The 22,684-nt window shown below is 66.2% G+C and carries 25 protein-coding genes and 1 tRNA gene; 10 read left to right on the forward strand and 16 right to left on the reverse strand.

Annotation, left to right across the window (positions count from 1 at the left end):
* Positions 1–52: 52 nt before the first annotated feature.
* The 5 genes from melA to HALXA_RS14385 all read right to left on the reverse strand — a co-directional run bounded on the left by melA (position 53) and on the right by HALXA_RS14385 (position 3,731).
* Entirely contained in the window at positions 53–1,360 is a 1,308-nt protein-coding gene (gene melA, locus HALXA_RS14370) for an alpha-glucosidase/alpha-galactosidase (RefSeq protein ID WP_013881106.1), read from the reverse strand.
* Positions 1,361–1,432: 72 nt separating this feature from the next.
* Positions 1,433–2,158: a hypothetical protein gene (locus HALXA_RS21715; RefSeq protein WP_013881107.1), complete on the reverse strand. Its 726-nt coding sequence runs from the start codon at positions 2,156–2,158 to the stop codon at positions 1,433–1,435.
* Positions 2,159–2,281: 123 nt separating this feature from the next.
* A tRNA-Pro gene (locus HALXA_RS14375) sits at positions 2,282–2,354 on the reverse strand.
* Between the two features lie 101 nt (positions 2,355–2,455).
* Entirely contained in the window at positions 2,456–3,058 is a 603-nt protein-coding gene (gene trmY, locus HALXA_RS14380) for a tRNA (pseudouridine(54)-N(1))-methyltransferase TrmY (RefSeq protein WP_013881108.1), read from the reverse strand.
* Between the two features lie 112 nt (positions 3,059–3,170).
* A complete protein-coding gene (locus HALXA_RS14385; RefSeq protein WP_013881109.1) occupies positions 3,171–3,731 on the reverse strand; it encodes a metal-dependent hydrolase in 561 nt (186 codons plus the stop codon).
* 108 nt (positions 3,732–3,839) lie between these two features.
* Here HALXA_RS14385 and HALXA_RS14390 point away from each other — a divergent pair, with 108 nt between their 5' ends.
* A complete protein-coding gene (locus tag HALXA_RS14390) occupies positions 3,840–4,019 on the forward strand; it encodes an HVO_A0556 family zinc finger protein (protein WP_013881110.1) in 180 nt (59 codons plus the stop codon).
* Between the two features lie 100 nt (positions 4,020–4,119).
* On the opposite strand, the gene HALXA_RS14395 is transcribed toward HALXA_RS14390, so the two are convergent.
* From HALXA_RS14395 to HALXA_RS14405, 3 genes are all read right to left on the reverse strand, one after another.
* Complete coding sequence (locus HALXA_RS14395) at positions 4,120–4,326, reverse strand: hypothetical protein (RefSeq protein WP_013881111.1); 207 nt, start codon at positions 4,324–4,326, stop codon at positions 4,120–4,122.
* 4 nt (positions 4,327–4,330) lie between these two features.
* Entirely contained in the window at positions 4,331–4,531 is a 201-nt protein-coding gene (locus tag HALXA_RS14400) for a DUF7511 domain-containing protein (protein WP_049895479.1), read from the reverse strand.
* Positions 4,532–4,873: 342 nt separating this feature from the next.
* Positions 4,874–5,989 carry a S1C family serine protease gene (locus HALXA_RS14405; RefSeq protein ID WP_013881113.1) on the reverse strand — a complete coding sequence of 372 codons (1,116 nt, stop codon included), beginning with the start codon at positions 5,987–5,989 and terminating at the stop codon, positions 4,874–4,876.
* Between the two features lie 194 nt (positions 5,990–6,183).
* On the opposite strand from HALXA_RS14405, the gene HALXA_RS14410 reads away from it, so the two are divergent.
* The gene (locus HALXA_RS14410) at positions 6,184–7,539 is read left to right on the forward strand and encodes a tRNA pseudouridine(54/55) synthase Pus10 (RefSeq protein WP_013881114.1); all 1,356 of its coding nucleotides are present in this window, start codon (positions 6,184–6,186) and stop codon (positions 7,537–7,539) included.
* 6 nt (positions 7,540–7,545) lie between these two features.
* Here HALXA_RS14410 and HALXA_RS14415 read toward each other — a convergent pair whose 3' ends face one another.
* Positions 7,546–9,771, reverse strand: a complete 2,226-nt coding sequence (locus HALXA_RS14415) for a S9 family peptidase (protein WP_013881115.1) — start codon at positions 9,769–9,771, stop codon at positions 7,546–7,548.
* Positions 9,772–9,892: 121 nt separating this feature from the next.
* Between HALXA_RS14415 and rnhB the strand changes: the two genes are divergently transcribed.
* A complete protein-coding gene (gene rnhB / locus HALXA_RS14420) occupies positions 9,893–10,594 on the forward strand; it encodes a ribonuclease HII (protein WP_013881116.1) in 702 nt (233 codons plus the stop codon).
* Between the two features lie 73 nt (positions 10,595–10,667).
* A complete protein-coding gene (locus HALXA_RS22945; RefSeq protein WP_449271598.1) occupies positions 10,668–10,775 on the forward strand; it encodes a DUF7563 family protein in 108 nt (35 codons plus the stop codon).
* Between the two features lie 26 nt (positions 10,776–10,801).
* Here the strand turns inward: HALXA_RS22945 and HALXA_RS14425 are convergent, their stop codons facing one another.
* Both HALXA_RS14425 and secF read right to left on the reverse strand, forming a co-directional pair.
* The gene (locus HALXA_RS14425; RefSeq protein WP_013881117.1) at positions 10,802–12,415 is read right to left on the reverse strand and encodes a preprotein translocase subunit SecD; all 1,614 of its coding nucleotides are present in this window, start codon (positions 12,413–12,415) and stop codon (positions 10,802–10,804) included.
* A complete protein-coding gene (secF, locus tag HALXA_RS14430; RefSeq protein ID WP_013881118.1) occupies positions 12,415–13,293 on the reverse strand; it encodes a protein translocase subunit SecF in 879 nt (292 codons plus the stop codon). The genes HALXA_RS14425 and secF overlap by 1 nt, the downstream gene beginning before the upstream one ends.
* Before the next feature lie 118 nt (positions 13,294–13,411).
* Here secF and HALXA_RS14435 point away from each other — a divergent pair, with 118 nt between their 5' ends.
* Positions 13,412–13,819 carry a hypothetical protein gene (locus tag HALXA_RS14435; RefSeq protein ID WP_013881119.1) on the forward strand — a complete coding sequence of 136 codons (408 nt, stop codon included), beginning with the start codon at positions 13,412–13,414 and terminating at the stop codon, positions 13,817–13,819.
* 38 nt (positions 13,820–13,857) lie between these two features.
* Here the strand turns inward: HALXA_RS14435 and HALXA_RS14440 are convergent, their stop codons facing one another.
* The gene (locus tag HALXA_RS14440; protein WP_013881120.1) at positions 13,858–14,331 is read right to left on the reverse strand and encodes a DUF5812 family protein; all 474 of its coding nucleotides are present in this window, start codon (positions 14,329–14,331) and stop codon (positions 13,858–13,860) included.
* 384 nt (positions 14,332–14,715) lie between these two features.
* Between HALXA_RS14440 and HALXA_RS14445 the strand changes: the two genes are divergently transcribed.
* Together HALXA_RS14445 and HALXA_RS14450 are read left to right on the forward strand one after the other, a co-directional pair.
* A complete protein-coding gene (locus HALXA_RS14445) occupies positions 14,716–16,017 on the forward strand; it encodes a hypothetical protein (protein ID WP_013881121.1) in 1,302 nt (433 codons plus the stop codon).
* Between the two features lie 91 nt (positions 16,018–16,108).
* A complete protein-coding gene (locus HALXA_RS14450) occupies positions 16,109–17,242 on the forward strand; it encodes a CPBP family intramembrane glutamic endopeptidase (protein ID WP_013881122.1) in 1,134 nt (377 codons plus the stop codon).
* Between the two features lie 154 nt (positions 17,243–17,396).
* Here HALXA_RS14450 and HALXA_RS14455 read toward each other — a convergent pair whose 3' ends face one another.
* Positions 17,397–17,855 (reverse strand): NOB1 family endonuclease, encoded by a 459-nt coding sequence (locus HALXA_RS14455; RefSeq protein ID WP_013881123.1) that lies wholly within the window; start codon positions 17,853–17,855, stop codon positions 17,397–17,399.
* 4 nt (positions 17,856–17,859) lie between these two features.
* The gene (locus HALXA_RS14460) at positions 17,860–18,105 is read right to left on the reverse strand and encodes a PRC-barrel domain-containing protein (RefSeq protein ID WP_013881124.1); all 246 of its coding nucleotides are present in this window, start codon (positions 18,103–18,105) and stop codon (positions 17,860–17,862) included.
* A 239-nt stretch (positions 18,106–18,344) separates the two neighbouring features.
* Between HALXA_RS14460 and infB the strand changes: the two genes are divergently transcribed.
* The gene (infB, locus tag HALXA_RS14465; protein WP_013881125.1) at positions 18,345–20,168 is read left to right on the forward strand and encodes a translation initiation factor IF-2; all 1,824 of its coding nucleotides are present in this window, start codon (positions 18,345–18,347) and stop codon (positions 20,166–20,168) included.
* Positions 20,169–20,296: 128 nt separating this feature from the next.
* On the forward strand, positions 20,297–20,500 hold the full coding sequence (locus HALXA_RS14470; protein WP_013881126.1) for a hypothetical protein: 204 nt from the start codon (positions 20,297–20,299) through the stop codon (positions 20,498–20,500).
* 37 nt (positions 20,501–20,537) lie between these two features.
* Here the strand turns inward: HALXA_RS14470 and HALXA_RS14475 are convergent, their stop codons facing one another.
* Positions 20,538–20,918, reverse strand: coding sequence for a cyclophilin-like family protein (locus HALXA_RS14475; RefSeq protein ID WP_013881127.1), 381 nt, complete (start codon positions 20,916–20,918; stop codon positions 20,538–20,540).
* A gap of 75 nt (positions 20,919–20,993) precedes the next feature.
* A complete protein-coding gene (locus tag HALXA_RS14480) occupies positions 20,994–22,007 on the reverse strand; it encodes a hypothetical protein (protein WP_013881128.1) in 1,014 nt (337 codons plus the stop codon).
* 186 nt (positions 22,008–22,193) lie between these two features.
* Between HALXA_RS14480 and HALXA_RS14485 the strand changes: the two genes are divergently transcribed.
* Positions 22,194–22,616 (forward strand): hypothetical protein, encoded by a 423-nt coding sequence (locus HALXA_RS14485; protein WP_013881129.1) that lies wholly within the window; start codon positions 22,194–22,196, stop codon positions 22,614–22,616.
* Positions 22,617–22,684 lie beyond the last annotated feature (68 nt).

Below are 22,684 nucleotides of genomic sequence, written 5' to 3' on the forward strand. Positions count from 1 at the left end.
CGCTCGAGTCGCCGCGAACTGCCGGAAGCCGCCCCATTCACCGCTCGAGCGTTCAGTTCAACTCGGGCAGGTACGCCTCGTTCGCCGCGAGCAGTTCCGCGGTCAGCTCGTGGATCTCGTCGAGCGACAGTTCCGCCGCGGTGAGCGGATCGAGTTTGACCGCCTGGTGGACGGCCTCGCGGTCGCCCTTGAGTGCGCCCTTGACAGCTAACCGCTGGACGTTGACGTTGGTTCGGTTGAGCGCGGCCAGTTGGGGCGGAAGCTTGCCCACGGAACAGGGGTGGACACCGGTGCCGTCGACCAGACACGGGACTTCGACGCAGGCGTCGTTCTCGAGATTCTGGATGTGTCCGGGTCCGTTGGGGACGTTGAGGTTGAGCCGCCGCGGCGTGTCGGTCTCGATCGAGTGGATCAGCCGCGAGGCGTACTCCTCGGAGCGCTCGATTTCGACCTCGCCGGGATCGACGTCCGCCAGCGCGTCGTCGCGCTCCGCGGAACGGGCCTTCCAGCCCTCGAGGTAGGTCGCGGTCGGCATCCGCTCGGCGTAGCTGGTCCCGGTGAGTTCCTCGATGAGGTCCGGATCGGTGCGGAAGTAGGGGTGATACTCCGAGTTGTGTTGGCTCGATTCGGTGACGAACGCGCCGAAGTGCTTCAGGAGTTCGAACCGGACGGTGTCCTTCTCGTAGATTTCGTCGTCCTCCATCGCGTCCTCGAGCATTGGGTAGACGTCCTGCCCTCGCCACTCACACTCGAGGAACCAGGCCATGTGGTTGATGCCGGCGACCCAGTACTCGAGTTCTTCCTGCGGGACGTCGACGTACTCGGCGATCGCCTCGGCGGTGTGGGGAACGCTGTGACAGAGGCCGACGGTCTCGATATCGGTGGCCTCGTACAGCGCCCAGCAGACGATCGCCATCGGGTTCGTGTAGTTCAACAGGAGCGCGTCGGGGCACAGTTCTTCCATGTCCGCAGCGATTTCGAGCAGCGTCGGGATCGTCCGTAGGCCGCGGAAGATGCCGCCGGGGCCGAGCGTGTCGCCGATCGCCTGCTCGACGCCGTACCGCTCGGGGATGCGGATCTCGTTTTCGAACGGCTCGGTGCCGCCGACGTTGATCATGTTGAGGACGTAATCGGCCCCCTCGAGCGCTTCGCGTCGATCCGTCGTGGCCTCGATCGTCGCGTCGACGCGGCCGTTGTCGACCATCGCTTCAGCGATTTCGACGGTCTGCTCGAGGCGGTGCTCGTCGATGTCCATCAGCGAGATGGTGCTGTCGCTCAACGCTTCGAACGAGAGGATGTCGCCCACGAGGTTCTTCGCGAAGACCATGCTGCCGGCGCCGATGAACGCGATCTTTGTCATGAGACCACGTATCAGTCAAGATCGATATAAAGTTAGTGTAGAATAGAAATCGTCTTTCGGCAAAGTAACGCACTATCTGCGGAAAAACCGCTCGAGGGCAAAGATCTCTCCCAAGGTCGCCCAAAAGCCACGATCTTGCTTAAAAAAGAAAGGAAGATACCTCTCTACAGACGCCATTACAAACTTATAGAGACGTGGTGAGATAGATCTAAGCACAGCTAAGAAGCAGAGAACAACGATCTTTTTAGGATTTCGAAGGCCTCTATTCCAGATATAGTACGAAACTAATTGGGAACGATCTGTTCTTGATGATATGATCTGCCCATGGCCAATTCGAATTTCTCTATTAAATTCCCTCAGGAACTGGGTGTCTTTCTGAAGAAGGTAGAGATACAGTAGAACCATGCCTCCAAAAATAGCCGGAGTCCCACTTAGAATCATGTGTAGAGAAGTTGAATGCCAAGAAACTACGGTTGAGACCCAATTCGAAATCGCCCATCCTGCCGCGGTTGAAATTCCCCAGCAAATAAGAAGAAAAACCCCAATCAGCCAATAAAGTCGACGAGCAACTTCCACTGGTTGCAGTACTTTCTCGTGTGGATCAAAACGAGTAGATTTCTCTCCCTCATTGATGGCACGCTCCTGAAGTTCGGTTATTGGTAGCTCGCTAAAAGCCACTTTGATAATAGGTGTCATATATGCAGTCCTGTAGAGAGAAAGAAAATCAGATCGAATTTCCATATATTGAGGGATATCAATGACTTTCTGGAAAATATAATCGCGGATTCGAACCTTCATAAGGTCTTATCTAACTGCTTCTGTGATTGTATAGGTCCTATTGATAAAAATATCAATCAAATATGGATCTTCTGTAGCGCTAATGAACCACGCGTCGCTCATGATATTGCGATGCGGGAAAAGTGGGCCGGCGCAGATTCGAACTGCGGTTACGGCCACCCGAAGGCCGAAGGATACCAAGCTACCCCACCGGCCCGCACTCGGATAGTGCGCGTCCGATCGTTTAACGCTTCCGAAAGCGCATCGTCGGGCCGCAGGCGTGCGATTCGATCACTCTCACACGAGTCCGCCTGCACCCTAAAATCGCTCGTACCCCTCCGTGTCCAGATAGTGGTGTGCGATCGTGATCGCCTGATCCGCGTGCAGCAGTTCCGGTCCCAGTCGAAGCCGCTGGTCAACTGCGTCCTCGAGCAGCCCTTCCTCCTCATCAGTAAAGTCCCGATGATCGGAGAGCACGAAAATACCGTCCGCGAGCGCCGCTGCGTCCACGTCCGTCACCGCATCACCGTCCTCGTGCAACTGGACGATCGGCCCGTCGTCGGCGATCTCCTCGAGCGTCGCCTCGAACCCGCGGCGGTAGACCTCGATGCCGGGGCTGGGTTCGGCGGGCAGCGCGCCGATGGCCTCGTCGCGGTGCTCGAGGGCCTTCCGGACGAGCGCGGCGGTGCTTCGCTCGTCGGGGTTGAGCCGGCGGAGCTCGCTCCCGTCGAAGGTGATCGTGAGTTCGTCCCGCGCGATCAGGTGGGTGCGAACGTCCTCGCGGATGCCGTGGGAGGTGACAAAGGAGGCGGTGATCGACCGGCAGAGGGCGTCGAGCCGGCCGGCTCCGCTCGCGAGGTCGTCCAGCGAGAAGTCAGGCTCGGTCGGTACCTCGTGACCGAGGAGTACGAACTGGCGCATATCGGAGGGAGGGCGACCGGCGGGATAGCCGCCACGGTTTGCGGTCGACTTCGTACCGAATCTATTGCCTCGAGCGTCCGATTTCGACTCGAGCGCCTCGAGCCCGCCTCACTCAGGACGTCGCCGCCCGAAGCGCGCGCCGGGGCAGCCCCAGCACGTACGCGAGACCGGGCATTCCGTCCCGGTACCAGACGAGGGCGCCGATCGCGAACAGGCCGAACTGGACGATCTCGTAGGGACCCAGATCGTAGTAGTGGAGGATCGCGTCCAGCAAGCCGGCGACGGGCTCCTCGGCCGGCGGCTCGAGCACCGGCCAGAGGAAGTACTCGGTGCCCGAGAGGTCGCCGCGCAGCACGCTCGGCGGGACGTCCGCGACGAGGTGCGAGTAGTGCCCGACCAGGAAGCCGACGCCGACGTCGCGGCGCCCGAACCGGTCCGCGGCGACGAGGACGAGCGCCGAGAGGGCGGCGCCGAACAGCAGCGAGTGGGTGAGCGTCCGGCCGCCGGGGAGCACGTCGAAGTTCCACGCGAACGGCTTATCGATGAGGTCGGGGAACTGCGAGCCGACGGCGAGAGCGAGCGCCGGCAGGGCGAGCGGCGGGCGATCGAACTGGCGGTGCGCGTAGGCGGTGTAGCACAGGTACGCGACGGCGAGGTGTCCCCAGGGCCACATTCACCGGTGATTTACGGGTGCGGAAGATAGGTGCTTCGACTCGGGACACGTAGCCGTCTTGCACAGCCATGGCGAACCGTTTCCCCCGATCCGGGCGGCGATACTGGTATGGCGAAATCACAGTCGACGGCGGAACAGCAGGACGGCGGGGCCGTACTCGCGATTCTCGAGGGGCGCTCGTGTCCGTCCTGCGGCGGCGAACTCGAGCGCGACGTCTACAAGGACAAGGATGCGGTCGTCTGCGCCGAGTGCGGAACGCCGCGGGCGCAGGTGTGGACGCCGTCCTAAGCGGGAGAGTCCGGACGCCGATTTTTCGCGGCGATCGACCGAACTCGAGCGAGCGGTGCGGAACGCGAGCAGGCGTTCGCGGTTCGAGCCGAACCCGCGTTCAACCGCGCTGCTCGTTCGCCCGCGAAGCCGGATAGTCGTGCCCGACCACCAGGGCGAGCACGTTGATCGTGACGAGACCGAGGAACAGCGAGAGCCGGCCCGGCGAGTCGATCCCGGCTACGAAGACGGGGAGGTACGCGATCGGGAAGAGGGCCCCGACCCAGAAGCCCAGCGCGCTGACGACGCTGCCGAGGTGCGTGGGCATGGACTCAGCGCATCGACTCGAGTTCGACGAACGCGTCGTCGTGGGCGGTGATCCAGGTCGTCATCAGTTCGTCTCTGTCCGCGTCTCGCGGATAGACCGCACACTCGTTGGGGGCGTCGTCGTTCTCGATGACGACGCACTCGAGGGCGATCGACGACGACGCGGTCGGAGACGATCGGGAGTCGGTATCGATATCGGAGCTCATGGGGGGACAGGCGACGGTCGGGTTCGCCATCCGTCCGTCGTCGTCGCACCCCCATAGTTATCGAGTCGTTACCGGATCGAACGGCCGCAGTAGCGCAGTTTCTCGATTCGATTCGATCGCTTTCACCGGCTGAAAAAGAAGTTAATCAGTGCTAACCTGTACGAACGAATTACGGCTCGGACGCGACGGAAGCGACTCCCTACAGTCGGTACGGGTCGATACGGCGCCTCGAGCCGACCGATATTCGGTTTGAACCGGTTCTGCCGCCGAGCGAGTCGCGGCGACCAGTCGCCGGTCCGGTCGTGGCGGTTCGACGCGAGCCGAAACGACGCTCCGTTACCCTTACTCCGGCGGGGTCCGCGTTCCGAGCGTCAGCGACTCCCGCGTCTCGGCGCCGTTACGCCACAGCCTCAACTCGATCGTCTGGCCCGGACTCGTCTCGAGCGCGAGGAATCGAGAGAGCGCGTGTCGGTCGGGGATCGGCTGGCCGTCCATCTCGAAGATGACGTCGCCGCCGACCGGGATCGGTTCGCCCCGTCGGCGGACGGTCCGGTCGGCCTCTTCGAGGACGCCGTCGGCCGGCCCGCCGTCGACGACTCGGCTGACGATGATGCCGGTCGCTTCCTCGAGGCGGTTCTCCTCGGCAACGAGGCGGTCGACCGAGCGCAGTCCGATGCCCATGTACGAGTGGTCGTACTCCCCGTCGTCGATGAGCGCGGGGACGACCCGATCGGCCAACTGCGCCGAGATCGCGAAGCCGATGTTGTCCGCGCCGTTGACGCCGGCGTTGACGACGCCGACGACGTTCCCGTCGAGATCGACCAGCGGGCCGCCGCTGTTGCCCGGGTTGAGCGCGGCGTCGGTCTGGACGACGTCCGGGAACGAGAACTCCCGGCCCGAGTCGAGCGTCCGCTCGACGCCGCTGACGATCCCCTGGGACATCGACCCCTCGAGGCCGTAGGGGTTGCCGATCGCGAGCACCTGCTGGCCGACCGCGGGCCGGGCGTCGGCGAGCGAGAGCGGCGTCGCAACGTCGGGAACGTGGTCGACCTCGAGGACGGCGAGGTCGCTGAAGTAGTCGGTGCCGACGAGCCGGGTGCCGGTCCAGTCGCCGTTGATGTACTGCAGGTCGGCCGCCTCGCCGCCGGCGACGACGTGCTCGTTGGTGATCACGTGGTTCTCGTCGTAGAGAAAGCCCGAGCCCTGGCCGCGCCCTTCCGCCTGCGTGATCGGATCCTCGACGCCGAAGACCCGGACCTGCGTCACGGAGTCGATGATCGACTCGTAGACGTCGGTGTACGTCGAGCCGTCCGCGACGTTGTCGCGATCGATATCGTGTGTCGAGCCGCCCTCGATCGACGCGGTCCCGCTGGGCTCCGAACAGCCGGCGACGGCGCCGAGGAGGCCGGCGCCGGCAGCAGCGAGGACGCGCCGCCGAGAGCAGCGATCGGTATCCATAGCCGACGGCTAGGAGCCCACCCATTTGAACGCCCCGGCTGGTTCCCGGCGGTCGCCGGCGCCGCGGTGTTCTCGAGCGTCGGTCCGGCGTCCCGATCCCTGCCGTCCCGCCGCCCCGCCCTGACCGCCGACCCCAGCGTCCCACTGACCGACGAAGGGAAAACGTGTTACCCGCGACGCCCGAGTTTCCGGGTATGATCACGGACGACGCCCGCGCCTTGCTCGCGACGGGCCCCATCTGCGACTCCTGTCTCGGCCGCCCCTTCGCCGACCGGAGCTTCGGCCTGACCAACGGCGAGCGCGGCCGGGCGCTGCGAACGACCGTCGCCCTCGAGGACGACGACGACTTCGAGCCCACCGATCCCGCCGACTGCTGGGTCTGCGAGGGCTACTGCGCCACCTTCGACGCCGTCGCCGACACGATCGTCGCGGCCCTCGAGGGCGTCGACTTCGAGACCTACCAGGTCGGGACGCGAGTCCCGCCGCTGGCCGAGGAGAACGAGCGCCTGCTGCGGGAGGACGCCGGCCTCGAGCCCGACGTCGGCGAGTCGCTCAAGCGCGAACTGAACCGCGAGGTCGGCCGCCGGGTCGGCGCGAAGACCGGCGCCGAGGTCGACTTCGACCGCCCCGACGTGCTCGCGGTCATCGACCTCGAGGCGTTCGACCCCCTCGATCTCGAGGCCGACGAGAGCGTCACGAGCCACGCGGTCGACGTCCAGATCAACCCGGCGTTCGTCTACGGCCGCTACCGCAAGCTCGAGCGCGACATCCCCCAGACGGAGTGGCCCTGCCGGGAGTGCGGCGGCAGCGGCGTCCAACTGGGCGAGACCGGCGAGGAACCCTGCGACTACTGCGGCGGCTCCGGCTATATGTACGACACCAGCGTCGAACAGGTCGTCCGCCCGCACGTCGTCGAAGCCATGGACGGCGAGGAGGGCACCTTCCACGGCGCCGGCCGCGAGGACGTCGACGCCCGAATGCTCGACGAGGGCCGGCCGTTCGTCCTCGAGGTGAAGCGACCGAAAACGCGCGATCCGGACCCCGCCGAACTCGAGCGCGAGATCAACGCGGCCGCCGACGGCAGCGTCGAGGTGGAGGGCCTGCGGCTCGCGACCTACGAGATGGTCGAGCGCGTCAAGGAACACGACGCGAGCAAGCACTATCGGGCGGACGTCGAATTCGCCGAGCCGGTCGACGAGGATACCTTCGACGCCGCACTCCAGGAACTCGCCGGCACGACCGTCCAGCAGGACACGCCCCAGCGCGTCGACCACCGTCGAGCGAGTCTCACCCGCGAGCGGACGGTCCTCGACATCGAGGGCGACCTGCTCGAACCGACCGAAGCCGAGGTCCGACTCCACGGCGAGGGCGGCCTCTACGTCAAGGAACTCATCAGCAGCGACGACGGCCGCACGGAGCCGAGCCTGGCCGGGCTGGTCGGCACCGACGCCGAGGTGACCGCGCTGGACGTGACCGGCGTCGAAGGCGAAGACGAGTCGTTCGAACTCGAGGACTACTTCCGGGACGAGCCGCGCGAAGCCGAGGACTGACCGCGCTTACTCGCCGTCCGGTTCGGATTCGGATTCGGATTCGGATTCGGATTCGGAGTCGGATTCGGAGTCGGATTCGGTTGACGCGTCTTCCGTCCCCGCTGTCTCTCCTTCTCCCTCGAGCGCCGGATCATGTGCCTCGTACCACTCGAGGATGCGCTCGAGGCGGTCGATCGCCCGATCCGGATCGCCGATGTTGTGGTGTTCGTCGGGGTAGACCACCAGTTTCGCGTCGATATCCTGCTTCCGCGCGGCGACGTAGAGCTGTTCCGACTGCGATGGCGGACAGCGCCAGTCCTCGCCCCCGGCCATTATCAGCAGCGGAGTATCGATCGCGTCCGCCTCGAGGATCGACGACGCCTCGTCGTAGGTCTCGGGGTTCTCCCACGGGAGGCCGAACTCGGTTTCCATCCAGACGTGGGCGTCGTCGCTGCCGAACGAGGACCGCAGATCGTAGATGCCGTGTTCGGGCACCGCCGCGGTCAACAGGTCCGTTTGCGTCACGAGGTACCCCTGTGCGATCCCGCCGTAGGAGAACCCGTAGCCGAAGACGCGATCCGAGTCGGCCCACCCGCGGTCGGCGAGCGCGTCGACGCCGGCGACGATGTCCTCGACTTCGACCGTTCCCCACCGTCCGTACAGTTCCTCGGCGAACGCCCGCCCGCGGGACGCGCCGCCGCGGTAGTTCGGCCGGAAGACGGCGTAGCCGCGGCTCGTCAGCGCGGCGTGGGCGAACCGGAACACCGGCTCGTCGTACGCCAGCGGGCCGCCGTGGATCGCGACCACGAGGGGTTTGGGGTCGTCGGCCTCGAGGTCGACGTCGGGATCGTGGTAGAGGACGCCGTCGATCGTCCAGCCGTCTGACTCCCACTCGACGCGCCGGACGGCCGGCATCGGATACTCGTCGGTGAGGTCGGCGTTGACCCGCGAGAGTCGCCGCAGCGAACCGGGTCGGTCGGTGGCCTCGAGGTCGTCGACGGCGACAGCATAGATGTCTTGTCCCTCTCGCGGATCCGAGAACGCGAGCGCGGCGGTCGACCCGTCCGCCGAGATGTCGAAGGCGGCGATGGCGCGGTCGTCGCCCTGCGCCTCGAAGGTGCGCTCGACGGTCCCCTCGTCCTCGTCGCTCGCGCGAACGAGCCGCGTCCGCGACTCGTCGCCGACGAGCGCGTAGAGGTCGTCGTCGGCCCAGTTGACTCCGCCCAGGTGGGAGACGGTCCGATCGAGCGACGCCGTCAGCGACCGCGCTCGGTCACCGTCGTGGACGAACGCCTCCGCCGGGCGCACCCAGTCGTCCGGGTCCCGTCCGACGAAGCCGAGCGCTCCGTCGCCCCGCCAACTGAGATCCGTACAGAGCAACTCCCCGTCCGTGAGTCGCTCGAGCCCGTCGCCGTCGGGATCGACGGTGTAGATGTCCCGCACGTGCGTGTCGTCCGGCCGCTCGAGTCGACACGAGGTGAAGGCGATGCGATCGTCGGGGCCCCAGCACGGGTCCATCCCGTACAGGTCCTGGAAGGACCCGCCGCCGTAAGCGTCGTCGAGGCGCACCGTGTCGCCGGCGTCGCGGTCGACGACGAACAGGTAGGTCGTTACCTCGTCGGTCCAGCCGACGCCGTCGACCTTGTGCTGGAGCCGCGTGGTCTCGATCGGCCCACCCTCGCGGCGCCGCTCGAGTTGCTCCTGCTCCTCGTCGGTCGGATCGCGCGCGGCGATGACGAACCGGTCGCCGTCGGGTCCCCAGTCGAACGCGGAGACGCCCTCCTCGCGGTCGGTCTCCTGGCGCGCGTCGCCGCCGCGGACGAGGTCGAAGGTCCACACCTGCGGTTTCGGTTCGTCGCCTGTGCCATTGTCGCCACCGTCGCCACTGTCGTCGCTGTCCGGTTCGTCGTCGCTGTCGGCGTCCGCATCGTCGCCATCCTCCGACTCGTCTTCGTCCTCGTCCCGCTGCCAGCCCACTCGCCGCTCGAGATCGATCTCGCGCGCGGCGAGGAAGGCCAGTTCTTCGCCGGAGGGGCTCCAGGCCGGACTCGAGGCGCCCGCGACGGTCGTCAGCCGGTGGGGCTCGCGGCTGCCGTCGGTCGGCACGACGAACAGCGAGGTGACGGCGTCGTCCTCGTCCTGGTCGTACTCGGTCGCGGTGAACGCAACCCGATCGCCCGACGGCGACACCGCGAGGTCGGTGATTCGAGTCAGGTCGTAGAACGCCTCGAGCGGCAGTTCGGCTGCAGCCATACCACTCGTTTCAGCCCGTTATCATATGAACGTCAGGGTGGTGTGCGATAGAGTCCGGCGCGGCCGACGCGACGAACCGGAGTCACAACGGTTATTTCGCCGCCCGTCCGGACATCGTGGTATGCCATTCGGCGTCGACGAAGCCGGGAAGGGGCCCGTCCTCGGGTCGATGTTCGCCGCGGCCGTCCACCTCGAGGATCCCTCCCTCGACGCGCTCCCCGAGGGAATCGCGGATTCGAAGCGACTCGCACCCGCGCGACGGGAGGAACTCGCGGCGACGATCCGCGCGGACGACCGTATCGGCGTCGGCGTCGCCGAGATCACGCCCGAACTGATCGACGATCCGGAGACGGACATGAACTCGCTGACCGTGCAGGCCCACGCGGAGGCGATCGCGGCCGCCGTGCCGGACGTGGCGGCGCCGGCCGACAAAATCACCGGCCTCTGCGACGCCTGCGACACCGACGCCGACCGGTTCGCGCGCCGCGTGACCGATGCGTGCGCGGCCGCGCTTGGCCTCGAGCACGACTGCGAGACCGACGCACCCCTCGAGATCGACGCCCGCCACGGCGCCGACGACGACTCGACACTCGTCGGCGCGGCCAGTATCGTCGCCAAGGTCGAACGCGACGCCCACATCGAGGCCATCGGAGAGGAGTACGGCAACGTCGGCAGCGGCTACCCGAGCGATCCGACCACGCGCGACTTTCTCGAGTCCTACGTCGACGAGCACGGCGAGTTGCCGCCCTTCGCCCGCGAGTCGTGGTCGACCTGCGAGGACGTGCTCGCCGAAGCGCAGCAGACCGGCCTCGAGCAGTTCTGATCGCCGCGACTCGAGTCGGCCTGCACAGTCAGCGCTGTTCCTTAGGACGGCGATGCCCGTCAGAAACGGAAGTATGCCGCTTTGTACGAACTGCGGACGGCCGGTTTCTCTGGATTTCGTCCGTGCGAAAGGAGACGGCGACGAAACGGTCGATTGGTGTCCTCGGTGTCAGGGCGAGTAAGAGTAGGATTTTGGCCCTGAAACCCGTTAGCGGTCGGTCAGGAGCCGCTGGAGGATGTCACCGTAGGCGGGGCGGGTGATGAGCACCCCGATCAGCACGCCGAGGATCGTGATGATGGCGAACCCGCGCAGGTCGCCCAGACTGAGGACGGCCAGCGGCGACAGCGCGATGATCGTCGTCGCGGCCGCGGCGCCGATGACCCAGAAGGCCTTACGGAAGCGGGATTCGAACACCCGCTGCGAGCTGACGTCGCCCTCGTCCATCACCTCGTCGGCGATGATCACCAGGTCGTCGACCCCGGTCCCGATGACGGCGATGAACCCGGCGACGTGAGAGAGGTCGATCGGCATGCGTATCGCCGCGACGAAGCCGAGCAGGATGGCCACCTCGGCCGTTGCCGTCAGGATCATCGGCGCGGCAACATTCGGATCGCGGTACCGGAGGAAGACGACGCCGCTGACGGCCAGCACCGAGAGGAGGCCGATGAACAGCGAGTAGAGCTTGAACTGGTCCGCGAGGGACGGCTGGAGCGAGTAGACCTGCTCTTGGCTGAAGTCGAGCGGCGCGGGAAGCGCCCCGGCGCGGAGGTTGATCGACAGCGACTGAGCCTCCTCGTAGGTCGGCGTCCCCATGTAGAAGCTCGGATCATCCTGCCAGGTCCCTGACTGCATGTTGTTAGCCAGATTCGGACCCATGCTGTGAGCGTCGACGGGCTGGCCGTCGACGACGGTGATCAGACAGTACTGGGACCCCTCGTGGTTGAAGTTGACTCCTTGCCCGTCACCGCGAATATTACACTGACCCTGGCCGACGCCAGTGAATCCGCGCTCGTTCAGCCGAGACTGGAAGTCGGGTGCGGCCTCCTCGCTAACCTGAACCGGAACCTGGTAGCCGGATCCGCGCTCGCGCTGCGTCGGCGGATCGACGTTGACGATGTTCTCGCCGGTGAGGATCGTCTCGTTCGTGTGCGTGCCGTTCTCGGCTGGATAGTAGGCCCAGAGTTCGACGGTCCCGCGCTCGGAGAGGAGGTCCCGCAATTCGCTGGGGGCCATGTTGGGGACTTCGGTCACGATGTAGTAGCCCTCGCCGACGCGGTCCTCCACGTAGACGTTCCCGCCGGAGAGGCCTGCCGCGTTGATCTTATCCTGAATCGTCTGGACCAAGTCGTTTCGCGTCTGCTCAGTGACGCCGTTGCGGATGTCGTCCGCGGTGACGTCGATTCCCTGGTCCTGCAGGACGCTCGCGAACTCCTCTTTGGATACGTCCCGGGTGAACACTTCGGCGGACACCGTGCCGTCGTCGTTGACGGAGACGCTCATGTTCTGTCTGTCGACGCCTAAGTCCTCCCGGATGGCCGTCTCGAGTTCCGTGAGCCGTTCCTGATCGACCTGTCCGTCGTCGCTGACGACGCCGGCGTCGAGGTTCTCCGCTGTCATCCCGACGACCGGGGCGCTGAGGCGCGTCCCGCCGTCGAGTCCGATTCCGTACTCGAGGTTCGTGGCGCTAGTCTGGTTCGCCTCGACGGCGTCGTCGTCGGCCATGATCCCGCCGGGGATGAACAGCGCGACGAGCGCGGCGGTGAGGAAGACGACGAGCAGGAGGATCCGCCAGTACTCCTTGATGAAAGCGATCGGTCCCATTACGATCGCACCCCCTTGAACTTGTACCAGCGAAGCAGGCTCAGGTTCAGCATGTAGGTGTTCATCAGGTCGGCTGCGAGGCCGACGAAGAGGATGATACCGATCGACCGCAGCAGTTCGACGCCGAACAGCGAGGCGGCGACGGCCATGACGAGCATCGCGGTCATCGACGTGATAGTCATCGTGACGCCGGTCTTGGTCGCGCGGAGGGTGCTCTCGTAGAAGTCACCCTGCCGGCGCAGAATGTGGTTGTTCAATAGGATGTCGGAGTCGACCGAGTACCCGATCAACATCAGGAGTCCGGCGACGGTCCCCAGCGAGAGCGAGATGCCGGCGATCGACATGAACGCCAGCGGAATCACCAGATCCGAAAACGCCGAGATGACGATCGCGATCGACGGCACGAACGTCCGAAAGAGCAGGAACGCAAGGGCGCTCATGCCGACGAAGGCGACGGCCAGTCCGAGCAGCGCCGTCTGCTGGGCCTGATCGGCGAAACTCGGCGAGACGGTCGACTGCTGGAGGACGTCCATCCCCGCGTCTTCCGCCTGCGTGGCCAGGTCCTGAATCACCTCGTTGTCGTCGACGCCGCTGAACTGGACGGTGTACTGATTCTCGGCGCCCGGCGCCTGGACGGCCTGGATCGAGTCCGGTTCGCGATCGAACGCGGACTGGATTTGCTGCTCCGAGGCCGTCGTCTGTACCGTCAACTCGGCGCCGCCCGCGAAGTCCATTCCCAGCTGGACCGGCGTTCCGTACGCCAGAAACGACCCGCTGAGAACGAGCAATGCAACCGCGAGAACCGCGAGCGGTACCGCCGCGAGCTGGCGGTCCGTGTACCGGGTGTAATCGATCTCCGGTACGTCGAAATACCCCATATACTCGAGCACTTGCAGCGGCTCGAGGTAAGCCTTCTCAATTTCACCAGCATGTTCGCTGACGAATACTATCGGGTATTACGGTGGCTTGAAGCCGCTCGAGTCCGTTTTCTCTCACATGAGTCAGGAGTCCGAACGGCCGGCCGACGGGCGCGAACGCGCGGGCGAGACGTCCAGTTCCGCGTCCGACTCCGAGACCGATCCCAGTCGCGCGGACCGCGCCGAGCGCATCGTCCTCTCCCACCCCGCGGATCTCTCCGACTGGGGACGGGACCAACTCGAGATGTCGTCGTTCCGGACGTATTTGGGGAAGGTTCACGACGAAGCGCAGGTCGGGGACGTCTGGGAGGAGTTCGTCGACGTCGGCTGCTGCGGCAGCGCCATGGACGTCCCGCTGCGGGTCGAGCGCGTCGACGGCGGCTCGCGCCCGGATCGGGACACGGAGATCGAGTACGAGACTCGCGACTCCTGCGAGATGGAGGGGAGCTGGCAGGTACAGAGCGAAGGCGGGCCGAAGAGCGCCTGACGGTTCAACCCCTGAGCCCGAACGTTGAGAACAGTCCGTTAGTCCGGCAGGTACCGAACGCTCAACACGCCGTCGTCAGCCGAGCGCCGAACCTCGACGCGAACCGCCTCGAGGCGGGCCGCGCGGGCGATCGTCTCCTCGTCCTCGAGGACGTCTTCGGCCGCGGCCGCGATCTCGTCGCCCGGCACGCGGAAGACGTGGATCTCGCCGGTGCCGGCTCGCTCCTCCTGGACGAGGTCGCCGACCTCGGCATCGGCCGCCAGCTCTTTGGAGTGCTGGGTCGGCTCGAGGTCGCTATCGACGATTTCGACCGTTCGCCGGTCCTCGACGTCGATCACCTGCCAGGTCACTTCTAGCGGCGGTTCGGGCGCGACGGTCGCCTCGAGGACGTCGTGGACCTCGAGGCCGGGGTTCGAGCCGAGGGTGTGGACCTGTGCGGTCTCGACGTCGCGGACGACGGCCGACTCGCTTTCGGCGTGGGTGACGACGAACGTACCGGTCTTTTCGGTCATTGCACGACGGTAGGGGCGGGAGCGTTTTTCCGGGTTTCGGCTTCGATGCAGCGCGCTCGAGCGGTCGGTCGGCGATCGACCCGAACTGGCCGCCGGTGATCTGTTCGTGAAACGATAGCGGCGACCGGACGACTGAGAGCGCGCTGATCTCGTGGCGGCACGGGGTTGCCACGCCCTCCCCAACCGCTTCGCTCACTCCCGCGGGTCGTTCGCTCAGCCCTCGCACGGCGTCGTGTCGCGATTCGTTTTTCACTCATCGCGACGCAGCGCGCGCCACCGCTGCCGTCGCGGAAATCGTCCGCGATGGCACTCGTTATTAAATCCGCCCTCCAGTCGCGGAGAGATGACGGAACGCCTTTGTCGCAGGCAGTTGCGGTCTCGCGCATGAACGTCGATATTGGCAACGCCCTGGCGTCGGTCGCCTCGCCGGGCGTCTCGAGGGAGTCGCTCGAGCGGTTGGACGAACAGGTTGCGGACGCTCACGAGCGCATCGAGCGCGGGATGGCGAATGCGGAGCACGGCTACGAAGCCCTCAACCTGCCCGAGCGAACGGATCCGGACGAGATCCGGGCGGCGGTCGAGCCCGTCGCTGACGCCGAGGCGCTGGTCACGGTCGGGATCGGCGGCAGCGCGCTGGGGGCGGCGACGATCACGAACGCGCTGGCAGACGAGTCGGACACCGAGACCGTCTTCCTCGACAACGTCGACCCCGAGTGGGTCACGCAGCGCCTCGAGTCGCTACCGCTCGAGGAGACGGCGATCAACGTGGTCTCGCGCTCGGGGACGACCGCGGAGACGTTGGCGAACTTCCTCGTCGTCCGAGAGGCCTTCGAGTCGGCGGGCGTCGACTGGACCGAGCGCACCATCGTCACGACCGGCGAGTCCGGTCCCCTGCGAAACCTCGCGGACCGCCACGACCTGCCCTCGCTGAAGGTCCCCGACGGCGTTCCGGGCCGCTTCTCCGCGCTTTCCGCCGTGGGGATGGTCGCCGCGGCCGTCTGCGGGCACGACCTCGAGGCACTACTCGAGGGGGCCGCCGCCGAGCGCGAGACGCTCGCGGGGTCGCTGTTCGAGTGTCCGGCCTACGCCTACGGGGCCACGACCTACGCGCTGGACGCCCGCGGCGCGGGGATCAACGCCGTGATGCCCTACGCGGAGTCGCTCGAGACCCAGGCCGAGTGGTTCGCCCAGCTGTGGGCCGAGAGCCTGGGGAAGGACGACCTCGGACAGACGCCGGCCCGCGCGCTCGGCGTGACGGACCAGCACTCCCAGTTGCAGCTCTATCGTGCAGGCCCGCGAGACAAGCTCGTGAGCTTCGTCGTCCCAAAGGAGCGGGGCGATCGGTCGATTCCCGCCACGGACGTCGAGGAGCTCGCCTACCTCGGCGACGCGACCCTCGGCGAGTTGCTCGAGGCGGAGTTCGAGGCGACGGAGGCGAGCCTCGCGGCGGCCGGCCGGCCGAACGTCCGCGTCGAGATCGACCGCGTCGACGCGTACGAACTGGGCGGCCTGCTGTACGGGATGGAAGCCGCGTGCGTGCTCGCGGGCGAACTCTACGGCGTCAACACCTTCGAACAGCCGGCGGTCGAGTGGGCGAAGAAGGCGACCCGCGGGCTGCTCGGCGGGGGCGAGTTCGAGGAGGCCGAGGCGGTCGCCGAGAAGACCGAGTTGCGCGTCGAACGGTAGGGCGGACTCGACCGCCCTGCTGACGGCGGCGCCGCCGTTCGGAGCGTCCGGTAGCGGTGCTCCTATGAGTCCTCGCACGAACACGTAGCGTATGACCGAGACTGCACGGGCCGACGACGCGGCCCCGATCGCCTCCGATGCCGTGCCCGGCATCGGCACGGTGCTCGCAGCCGTCACGATGGCCGCGACGTTCGTTCCCGTCACCCGCGGCGTCGACTCCCCCGCCGTCTCGGGGGCCGCCGCGTTCGCCGTCGCCGCCGTCCTCGCCTTCCTCGCGCGCCGCCACGGCGTCGCCGACCGTCGGATCGCCGCCGCGGTCGCCGCCGCCTCGAGCGTCGTCGTCCTCCTCTGTGCCGGCTACGCGCTCAACCAGGGGGTCGCCGCGTCGGTCAACGTTCCCGGCGTCGGTATCTCCCTCTCGCTCGTCTTTACCGCCTTTGTGACGGCGGGACTTTCCGTCGGCGTCGGCGTCGCGGATTACTTCGGCGTCGGCCCCAGTGGGCTCAAAGCCAGATCGCTCCAGACGGCGACCCTCGGCCTGCTCGGCTTCGGCGGGCTGTTCGCCGCCCAGATCGCGACGCTGTTCCTGGTCGTTCCGGTCGTCATGGTGCTCAACGTCCCCTTCGAATCGCTGTCGGACGTCCAGCTGACCGTGGTGAGCCAGTTCGGTATGGCGCTCGGGACGGCCGTCCTCGCGGTCGGCTACCTCTCGGCGTCGGATCTCGACCGCTCGTTCCTCGATCTGTCCGTGCCGTCGAAGCGCGATCTCGGCTGGATCGTCGGCGGCGTCGTCGTCATCTTCGGCGCGATCATGGCGATCACGTTCGTGTTCCAGACGGCGGGCGTCGAGAGCGCCGAGCACGGGACGACCCAGCAGGCCGCGGAGAACCCGACCATCCTGCTCGTGTTGATTCCGGCGTCGATCCTGGTCATCGGCCCCTTCGAGGAACTGCTCTACCGGAACGTGATCCAGAAGTCGCTGTACGGCACCTTCTCGCGGTACGGCGCCGTCGTCGTCGGCAGCGTCATCTTCGCGATCATCCACACGCAGGCCTACTGGACCGCGGGCCCGGGGCAGGTCGCCGCGAGCCTGGGGACGGTCTTCGGCCTCTCGATCGTCCTTGGGACAGTCTACGAGCGCACGGACAACTTGGTGGTGCCGGCGCTCGTCCACGGCATCTACAACGCGGTCGTCTTCGCGAACCTCTACGTCGGCTACGTCTGACCGTTGCAACCGCTCCGGCCGTTCCGACTGCTCCAGCCGTCCGACCGCTCCGGCTGCTCAACCACTTCTGCCACCGGTCACCAGACACCCGCCGCTCATCGAGCGTCGCTGCACCGCACTCGAGAAATCACCACCTAGCTCGTGTCCGTTCCTGTTACGAGGGGTTCTTCCGCGCTAACTCCGAGCCGCAGATCGGACACCGATCCTTTTCTTCATCGAACTCGCGGCCGCAGCCCTGACACTGCCAGTGCCAGTGGCGCTGTTCGTCGATGCCCTCGCGGGCGATCACTTCGACGGCGACGTTGAGCTTCTCGGCGACGTTCTGCATCGCGTAGTCGTCCGTGACGAGCGTCCCGTCGAGTTCGAAACTCGCCGCGATGAGCCGAACGTCGGTCTCCGAGAGGACCTCGAGGTCGCCCGACTCGCGGGCCGCGCGCTGGACCTTCTCGGTGGTGTCGTCGTTGGGGATGTGGATGTGCATCCCCGAGCCCTCCATCGCGTCGTAGCGATAGGCGCTCTCGTCCTCGAGTTCTTCGCGGACGAGGGGGATGGTTGCAGTCTGTTCTGACGTGTGAAAGTCGTGGATAAAAGCCGAGGAGTCGAGAACGTACATACCGTTAGCGCTGGACGACGATGTAGTCTTTCACCGCTTGCACGCGGCTGACCGGCACGAGAAAGCGACCGTCCTCGTTGATGTTGAAGTCAACCGAGCGGGTCGGCAGTTCTTCGTCCGGTTCGATGACGAGGTCGTGCAGTTCTCCCGATTTCAGATCCATCGTGATGTTGTAGAGCAGCCCGAGCTCCGTCCCGTCGGACCCCATGACGGATTTGCCCGAGAGGTTCTCGGCGAGTATATCGCTCATGCATACCCGTATTTACTAATCGGTATTAAACGATTTGCTAAACTGGATTGCGTGCAATCACGTCGGCGACCGCGCGCTCGACTCGCGGGGTCGTCTCGGTTGACGACGTCACTCGAGCGGTGTGCTCGAGGGCCACGAGCGCGATTCCGCGTCGCGGACCGATCACGCGACCGGCGTGACGATGGGTTTAACTACCGTCCTGCGGACGCTCTAGGCAAGACCTTCTCGGGTGGTTCACCATGTCGGATACGGATACTGATACAGAGACGAACGCGCGCGACCCCGCATCTACGTCCCTTCGAACGCCGATCGTCGCCGTCCTCGGACACGTCGATCACGGCAAGACGAGCCTGCTGGATAAGATCCGCGGCTCGGCGGTAATCGAGGGCGAAGCGGGCGCAATTACCCAGCACATCGGGGCGACGGCCGTCCCGCTCGATATCATCTCCACGATCGCCGGCGACCTCGTCGACCCCGACGACTTCGATCTGCCCGGTCTCCTCTTTATCGACACGCCGGGGCACCACTCCTTCACGACGCTGCGCTCCCGCGGCGGTGCGCTGGCCGATATCGCCATCCTCGTCGTCGACGTCAACGACGGCTTCCAGCCTCAGACGCTCGAAGCGCTCGATATCCTCAAGCGCTCGGAGACGCCGTTTATCGTCGCCGCGAACAAGATCGACACTGTTCCCGGATGGAACGAAAACGAGGACTCGCCGATCAACGACACCTACGAGTCCCAGTCCGACCGCGTCCGGTCGCGCCTCGACGAGCAACTCTACGAGATCATCGGCAACCTCTCGGACGAAGGCTTCTCCGCCGACCTCTACTGGCGCGTCCAGAATTTCCAGCGCAACGTCGGCGTCGTCCCCGTCTCCGCGATGACCGGCGAGGGCGTCCCGGACCTGCTTGCCGTCATGATGGGGCTCTCCCAGCGGTACATGAAAGAGGAGATGGAGATCGACGTGCAGGGGCCGGGCGTCGGCACCGTCCTCGAGGTCAAAGACGAGAAGGGGTTCGGAACGACGATCGACACCGTCCTCTACGACGGGACGATCCGCGCGGACGACCAGCTCGTCGTCGGCGGACAGAACGAACCGATCGTCACCGACGTCCGGGCCCTGCTCCAGCCCCGACCGCTCGCCGAAATTCGAACCGAGAGCCGGTTCGAAAAAGTCGACGAGGTCGGCGCCGCGGCGGGTATCAAGGTCGCCGCGCCCGAACTCGACGAGGCGATGGCCGGCGCGCCGGTTCGGGTCGTCCGCAACCGCGACCTCAACGACGTGATTCAGGAGGTCCAGGCCGAACTCGCCGATATCGCCGTCGACACCGGGGAGGAGGGCGTCGTCGTCAAGGCAGACACCCTCGGCAGCCTCGAGGCGATGGCCGACGCTTTAGACGAGGCGGAAGTGCCGATCGTCCGCGCGGAGGTCGGCGACGTCGCGCCGCGGGACGTCTCGGTCGCCTCGACGGCCGACGATCCGAAACAGCGGGTCATCCTCGGGTTCAACGTCGACACGCTCTCGGACGCCGAGCGCCGGGCCGAGGCCGACGACGTCACGATCTTCACCGACGAGGTCATCTACCAGCTCATCGAGGAGTACGAGGAGTTCGTCGAGGAGATGGAACAGGCCCAGCAGTCCACGATTCTCGAGAACATCTCGCGGCCAGCTCGGTTCCGCATCCTGCCGGATCACACGTTCCGCCAGAACGATCCGGCGGTCGTCGGCGTCGAAGTCAATTCGGGCACCGTCCAGAACAACGCGAACGTCGTGAAGTTCGAGGGCAACGAGCCCGATCGCGTCGGCCAGATCAAGGGCATCCAGGAGCAGGGCGAGGACGTCGACGAGGCCCGCGCGGGCGACCGCGTCTCGGTCGCGATCGACGGCCCGACGGTCGGCCGCCAGATCGAGGAGGACGACGAACTCTGGATCGAGATCCCCGAAAAGCACGCGAAGATCTTAGAGCAGGAACTGGCCGACGACATCCCGGCCGACGAACTCGAGGCGCTGAACATGTTCCTCGACAAGCAGCGCAGCCGCGACCCGTTCTGGGGCAAGTAACGCGGCTTCGTCCCCGACCTGACCTCGAATTATCGGGAAGCCGTCTTTTCCCTCGCTACTCGTCGAAAGCCGCTTCCGACGGCGACACCGGCCAATGCTCTTATCATAGCCGCGTACCTATAAGAAGTATGAACCGTCTCGTCTGGGTGCTCGTCGCGGCGTACGTCGGCCTCGCCGCCGGACTGTTCTACTGTCTCGCGATCGGGGCGACGGATCTGTTCGTCCTGCTGGCGGCGGTACTGCTCGTCCTCGCCGTCCCGCAGTGGCTTATTCTCTCGCGGCGTAACGGGCGAGTGCTCGAGAGCGAGTCGACGGCCCAGGAGCGGTCCTGATCGCCGTAGGCGGATTCCTCGTTTCGGGTTCGAACGGTCAGCTATCCTCGGCGGACTCGAGTTCCAACCGTGCGCTGCCGTCGACCGCAGCGAGCGGGTCGACGTCCGTAACGCGCGCAACGACGCTCACGGGGGCGGCGGCTCGGGGCTCGTCTTCGACGCTGGCGGGCGTCGGCCCCCAGAACAGACAGAGTTTGTTCCCCGCAGGCCAGTAGGTGATCGCTCCCTCGGGGACGACCTCGCGCTCGCTCTCGAGCGGCGCGTCGAGCGCCGCGTCGATGTAGAGTTCGTCGCCCCACCGAACGGCGTCGCCGGCTACCGGCAGCGCGTTCTCGAGCGCGCGACGCGTTTCGGGCGCCTCGTCGGTCCAGGTGGCCTCGAGTTCGAGATCGTCGACGGAGATCGTGAGGTCGCTCATACGGCGTGCAACGACCGCTCGGTACTTTGCAGCACTGACTGGTTCCTGCGGTGCGACCGCCGGGACGGCGACGAGCTACGCGGACTCGGGTTCGGTCTCGGTCTCGAGGTCGGGCGTCTCGGGCTCGGCATCTACCGCCGACTCGCCCTCGCGGTCGGCGGCGTCGCGCTCGCGCAGGTCCGGCCGGTCGTCCTCGGGCGCGTCGGTACCCGATCGAGCCCGGGCACGCTCGATCCCCTCGAGCACCGCTTCGGGGTCGTCGATGGCCGAGCGAGCGCAGCGAATGTCGAACCCGTAGCCGTCGCGCTCGAGGACGAGTTCGTCGTCGGTGAGGCGGACGTCAGCGATCTGTTTCCACGGGACGAACTTTCGATCGCCGATCACGAGCCCGGCGTCGTGGGCGCTGATTTCCGGCGGGTTCCACCGCTCGTTCGGATCGATATCGTCCAGCCCGCCCCAGTCGGTGCGCTCGGCGAGGAGCATCGCGATCCCGTAGACGAGCCAGAACAGCCCGAACCAGTAGCCGGTCACCGCCATGGCGAGGCCGCCGCCGACCGTCACCGCCGCGAGCGCGGTCGTGGCGGTCTCGCCGGACAGGTACCCGGCGCGGTGCCACGTCCAGCGGGCGGCCGGCTCGTCGTCCGCGACGGCGTCGGCGTACCGCTTTCGCGAGAGGCGGTTCAGGCCGAACGCCGAGACGCCGGTCAGCACGGCGAACGCGCCCGCGACGACGGCGAGTTGCCCGCCTCCCTCGAGGCCGAAGGGGACGGCGCCGAATCCCGCGGCGGGGAGGTACGACGCGAGCTGTCGCCACCGACTGCCGCCGATCCGTTCGGGCAGTCCGTGAGCGCGCTTCGCGAGGATGTGCCCCACGACCGCGACCGCGGTGAGCGCGCTCGGAAGGAGCCCCAACAGCGTCGCAGTGGTCGCGCCCGCGAGGAGGCCGCCGATCGCCGCGACCCCGGTTGCGACGACCCCGAGGTAGAACCCGAAGCCGGCCTGAAAGCCGATATCGGGCTCGCCGACGTCGTCCGGATCGGGCTCGAGAGCAGGGTCGGCGTCGGAAACGTGTTGGTCGCGAGACACCACGGTCGATACGCTGTACGTCCAGCTATAAATACGCCCGGGAGCGGCTGCGTTCGGCGTTGATTACATTGTTCGTGCCGCGAACGGCCGAATCGGATTCGGGTCACCGTCGAATTGGAACGGGAGGGTGATGAAACGGTTGCCACTTCCACTGTAACGATTAACTAGGTGGTTCCGGTTGGTCAGCGTATGCTCGTGCATCTCCGCCAGTACAAACACGAAGAAGTCCAGTTCGACGACAACCGGACGACCGGCGAGTCCCAGACGGAGGATACGGTCGACAAGGAACCGGAGGAGTACTTCGGCGAAAGCATCGCCGAGTTCGACCTCGAGACGTGGGAGACGATCGAGTTCGAAGACGATCCGATCCAGCAGCGCGACGTGACGATCGAGGGTGTCACGGCCGTCTCCGTGCCGAAGGAGGAAACCGACGCGGACGACCCGGACCTCCCCGGGAAGACGATCCAGTTGCGGATGGGCGGCGGCATCGAGTACATGGATCAGGCCGAGATCGTGGAAGTGCAGGATCTGAATCCCCAGGACGAGGCCGAAGGGAAGGTATCGAAGGAGGAGGACCCGCAGGGGAAGGCGACGATGGATGAGGAGCCGTAGGGGCGGGCCGCGACGCCGGCCGTCGCGCCGCCGTCTAGCCCGCGCGCCGGTTGCGAGGCCGCGGCGAC

The sequence above is a fragment of the Halopiger xanaduensis SH-6 genome (assembly GCF_000217715.1).
Taxonomy (GTDB): Archaea; Halobacteriota; Halobacteria; order Halobacteriales; family Natrialbaceae; genus Halopiger; species Halopiger xanaduensis.